At 56.0% G+C, this 4,475-nt stretch carries 5 protein-coding genes; 1 reads left to right on the top strand and 4 read right to left on the bottom strand.

Annotated features, from left to right (window positions below; genetic code table 11):
• Positions 1-438: 438 nt before the first annotated feature.
• From ABF287_RS11420 to ABF287_RS11405, 4 genes are read right to left on the bottom strand one after another with little or no spacing between them, the layout of a single operon-like run.
• Positions 439-1,938 carry a tripartite tricarboxylate transporter permease gene (locus tag ABF287_RS11420; RefSeq protein WP_347185134.1) on the bottom strand — a complete coding sequence of 500 codons (1,500 nt, stop codon included), beginning with the start codon at positions 1,936-1,938 and terminating at the stop codon, positions 439-441.
• 1 nt (position 1,939) lies between these two features.
• Positions 1,940-2,386: a tripartite tricarboxylate transporter TctB family protein gene (locus tag ABF287_RS11415; protein ID WP_347185133.1), complete on the bottom strand. Its 447-nt coding sequence runs from the start codon at positions 2,384-2,386 to the stop codon at positions 1,940-1,942.
• A 4-nt stretch (positions 2,387-2,390) separates the two neighbouring features.
• On the bottom strand, positions 2,391-3,338 hold the full coding sequence (locus tag ABF287_RS11410) for a tripartite tricarboxylate transporter substrate binding protein (RefSeq protein WP_347185132.1): 948 nt from the start codon (positions 3,336-3,338) through the stop codon (positions 2,391-2,393).
• A gap of 25 nt (positions 3,339-3,363) precedes the next feature.
• A complete protein-coding gene (locus ABF287_RS11405; RefSeq protein WP_347185131.1) occupies positions 3,364-4,095 on the bottom strand; it encodes a GntR family transcriptional regulator in 732 nt (243 codons plus the stop codon).
• Positions 4,096-4,182: 87 nt separating this feature from the next.
• Between ABF287_RS11405 and ABF287_RS11400 the strand changes: the two genes are divergently transcribed.
• Positions 4,183-4,475: amidohydrolase family protein (locus ABF287_RS11400; protein ID WP_347185130.1), on the top strand; the 293-nt coding region annotated here is incomplete at its 3' end.

Genomic DNA, 4,475 nt, shown 5'->3' with positions numbered 1-4,475 from the left:
AGTTATGACGAACAACACGTTGGGCGAACAGCAAAGGTTCATGAACGTCTGTGGGGGAGCAGACATTCGCTGCGCTCTGCACTAAGGTCTCCTATGCAGGACCAAGCCGACCTTGGTTTTCCGCACTTCGCTGACGCAGCATCACTTTGCTTCTGCGGCACCTCTGTTGTTGCAGCGCGGCACAAATCGTAATTCCGGTCATTCAGGGTTAACGCCAACATTTGTCAGGACGGCATGCAGGTATTGCTTGAGGAAGTCCAGAAACTCCTTCACCGCCGGTACCCAGACATCAACACTTCGCTGACGTGAAGATCCTAGCATAGGAGTGAATGGCTGCTGTAAAAGGGCACTTTGCACGCGCTATGTCTGCGCGTGCATTAAGCCGCGAAGAGCTCAGATGTCACCAATATTGCAGAATGTTTGAAGTCCGGGTCTGTACTACTGGGCCTCTTGAACCCGTTTGCGTTGCCTGAGAGCTTTGGCAATTGGCCAAACAAGGACCAGCAGTGTCGCGATTGCAAGCGTCGCTGACAATGGTCTGGTAAATAGCTCTGTCGCGTCGCCACGCGCTATTAAGAGCGCGCGCCTGACACTTTGTTCGGCCATTGGGCCAAGGATCATGCCAAGGATGATCGGTGCGAGTGGGACATTCACTTTTTCGAGGAAGTAACCTGCAACACCTGCACCAAGCATAATCCAAAGATCGACGGCGCGGCCGTTGATCACATAAACGCCAACACACATCAGGATGAGGATTGACGGCACCAACAACACACCGGGCAATCGTTGAAATTGCGCAAAGACGCGTGTGGCCAAAGCGCCCCCGAGGAAGAAAATGAGCACCGAGGTCAGAAGCATTTCCATCATGAAGCCGCTAACAAGCACAGGGTTTTGGTGAAAGAGTTGTGGCCCAGGTTGCAGGCCATGGATCACCAAGGCACTTAAGACTAAGGCAGCGACCACGTTTCCCGGAATGCCCAAGGCGAGCGCCGGGATCATGGACGCCGCGTTGTCAGCGTTGTTCCCACACTCGGCTGCCGCGACCCCTTTGGGGTTGCCCTTGCCAAAGCTATCGGGATCTTTGGCCGCATTCTTTGTTGTGTTGTAGCTTATGAAAGCTGCGATGTTTCCGCCTGCGCCGGGCAGAATGCCGATCGCGATACCGATGCCCGAAGACCTTAGCCAAGTCGGTATCAGCCCTCGGATTTCGCCTTTTTTGAAGGGCACACGCTGTAGCTTTAACGCGGCAGCCGAAAGGCCCTTGAGATCAGCTTTTTCTGCCAATTGCAGAACGGGCGGCAACGCATAAAGCCCGACAAGAACCACGATTAGGTCAAGGCCACCTAGCAGCCAGACTTGGCCGAATGTATAGCGCGCCTGACCCGACAGGCTGTCGATGCCGATCGTGCCAAGCAGCAAACCCAAAACAGCGGCCATGACGCCTTTCACTGGATCAGAGCCAACCATCACGCCGACCGACGCCATGCCAAAAACTGCAATCCAGAAATACTCGGCCGGACCGAACAAGAGCGTAACCTTTGCCAGCAGCGGCCCCACCGTCATCAGTGCAATCGCAGATGCGATGCCGCCAATTGCCGAGGACCAACAGGCGATCCTGAGCGCCTTTGACGCCTCGCCTTTTTGAGCCATTGGAAAGCCGTCGAAGGTCGTTGCAATAGAGGCGGGCGTGCCGGGAATACGCAGCAAGATCGAAGGGATCGCGCCACCATACATCGATCCATTGTAGATGCCGGCCACCATGCCAAGGGCCACCAGCGGGTCCATCCCGTAGGTCAGCGGCAGCAAAAGCGCGATGGCCATGACCGGATTTAGCCCGGGCAATGCGCCAATAAAAACGCCGATGATCGTCGCACCGATCATGGCGGTCAGTGGCCCAAAGGCCAGAACTGCCAAGAGTCCATTGAGGTAGAAATCCATGTCAGCCCGATCCAAATGCAGTCAGGAACCACTCTCGCGGCAATGGTTTTTCCAGAAGGATCGAGAAGACCAGATAGACAATCCCGATAAACACGGCACCGACGATCACGGTGTAGGGAAGTCGCCGAAACCCCAAAGCCAAGGGCAGGCCCAACATCAGCAAGAAGGACGCAGTATAAAAGCCAAGCGGCACTACGAGAGCCACAAAGAAGATGCCCGCCAAGACAGTCGTTGCAAGATTGACCGGTGCTTCCATCAAGGGGCGCTCGGTGCCAGAGCTTGCGCGCACGGCTCTGAACGCAACAAAAAGCCCAAAGAGCGCCAGCAAGAGCCCCAACACCATCGGGTAAATGCCGCCCGCGCCCTTATAGGACGTCGCACCCCAAGCCGCGGCAATGCCCAGGGCCACGAATATGGCCCCGAGCGTTATGTCTTGTTGACGTTCCAAGGTTTCAGAGGCCCAGAGCTTTGGACACAGCGGCCAAACCGTCAAATTCTGCCTGCAAGCGCGCCCCAAGGTCGTCACCTTTCACGACATTTGGTGTTTCGCCTTTGGTCGCAAGGAATTCGACATAACCGGGATCATTGACGGCGGTTTCAATGATATCCGCAAGTTTGCTCACGATTGCTGGGTCGAGGTCTTTGGGTCCCAGGATAGCGCGCCAAAGCAACGTTTCTTTGTCGCCCATTCCAAGAGCTTCTAGTCCAGACGCGCCGGGTAGAGCGGCTACATCCGCAGCCGAAGTCACAATCGGGCACACAGCTGTGCCTGCTTCGACATGGGGAAGTACGGTTGAGATCGAGCCGCCGTATATGTCGACGTGACCGCCGAGGAAGTTCTGCAAAGATTCCTTTGCCCCACCAAACGGAATGGCGAGGGCGTCGATGCCCTTTTCCTGAAAAATGCGCTCTGCGGCCAACTGCATCGTCCCGCCGATACCGTCATTGGCATAGGTGTATTTACCCGGGTTCGCGGCCAATTCGGCCAAGAAGGCTTCGCCCGTCGTGCCGGGGAAATCAGCCATAACGCAAAGCGTGTAAGCGGTTTCAGACGTCGATGCGATTGGCGTGAAGCTGTCGAGCGAATAGGCAACGTCTTGTACCTGCGGCACCGTTGTCAGCGGGCTATTCCATGTCGCAAAAAGCGAGTAGCCGTCTGGCTTGGCCTGCATAAACTGGGTGGCCCCAACTGAACCGCCACTGCCTGAGACGTTGAGGACTGCAATGGACTGGCCAAGCGCTTCTTCCAGCAGAATCGCAAGTTTACGAGCGCTGGTATCTGTCCCGCCACCAGCGCCTGCGGGAATGGTCAGCTCGATGCTGCGCTCTGGATATTCGGCCAGCACAGGCGTTGCCAAAGCGGCTAAGGCTGTCAGTCCGACGAGTGTTTGTTTGATCATGGTATTTCCTCCCAAAAAACGTGGTTTAGTTGATTTCACTTCGGTAGCGGAATTGAGCAGCGCTGCCTTGCGCGATGCGCCACTCAACGGGTTTGTTGTTAATGTCAAAAGCGGTGCGGCGGATCACGGCGAGCGGATCACCGCTCAGCAGGCGAAGCTGCGATGCGACGGCACCGCTGGCCTGTTCAAACGACAGATCGTCAGTCGCCCGTTTCACAAGCACCCCGAACTGCTCAAAATACAGCGGATAAAGAAGCGGGCCAAAACTTACATCGGGCAGGTCGGCAAAACCGTCAAAAAGTGCAGCAGGCACATAGATCTCTTCAAACAGGACAGGCAGGTCAGACAGGCTCCGCAGCCGGACGATTTTGATGACGTCCCTGACCCCAAGCGCCTCAGCTGCCTCTTTGGGTGCGGTGGTTTTTGTGCGCAGAATAAGCTGACTGGAAGGGATTGAAAGTTGCGAGCCATCGGCTTCGCGCAACTGAAAGAACCTAAAGAGGGTCGCGTCAAACGAAGGCGCTCTGACATATGTGCCAGACCCTTGGCGGCGCTCCAGCAGACCTTCTGCAACCAGACCATCGACGCTCTTGCGCACAGTTCCGACGGACAGGCTATAGTCTTTGGCAATTCTGGCCTCAGAGGGGATCGGCGCATCGGCAGTCCATTCGCCACTGGCAATCCGCGACGCCAACGTATCACGAAGCCTCTGGTAGGCTGGCAATCTATCATCTGTTGCTGACAATCCGGTGGCCATATTCTCTCCCTTGCGCACCGAGGGTAAACAGTGTTGATTGAAATAGTCAACTGGTCATATATATGAATTTGAAGGGAGTAGCCACGCATGTTTCAATTCGACTGCCACGCGCATGTCTTTGAGGCCGGCACCGCAATCCCTGATGCCCGGTATGTACCGAAGCGCTCTGCAAGGCTGTCGACATGGCTTGAGAACCTTAAAGCACACGGCATTAAGGGAGGCGTGCTTGTTCAGGTGAGCTTTCTAGGCACGGACAATTCCCAACTGTGCGCGACGCTTGAACAGCTGGACCCGCGTAGATTTGCAGGGGTTGCCGTCGTTCCTTTGGACGTGAGCGACATGGAACTGGATCGCCTGGTCAAAGCCGGTGTGCGCGGCGT

This window comes from Pacificibacter sp. (assembly GCF_039769035.1).
Taxonomy (GTDB): domain Bacteria; phylum Pseudomonadota; class Alphaproteobacteria; order Rhodobacterales; family Rhodobacteraceae; genus Celeribacter.
The sequence above is the reverse complement of the archived record's forward strand: the minus strand, read 5'-3'. Positions and strand labels throughout refer to the sequence as shown.

Coding starts and splice junctions, on each gene's coding strand:
- ABF287_RS11410 (WP_347185132.1), bottom strand. CDS start 3,338: ATGATCAAACAAACACTCGTCGGACTGACAGCCTTAGCCGCTTTGGCA.
- ABF287_RS11405 (WP_347185131.1), bottom strand. CDS start 4,095: ATGGCCACCGGATTGTCAGCAACAGATGATAGATTGCCAGCCTACCAG.
- ABF287_RS11420 (WP_347185134.1), bottom strand. CDS start 1,938: ATGGATTTCTACCTCAATGGACTCTTGGCAGTTCTGGCCTTTGGGCCA.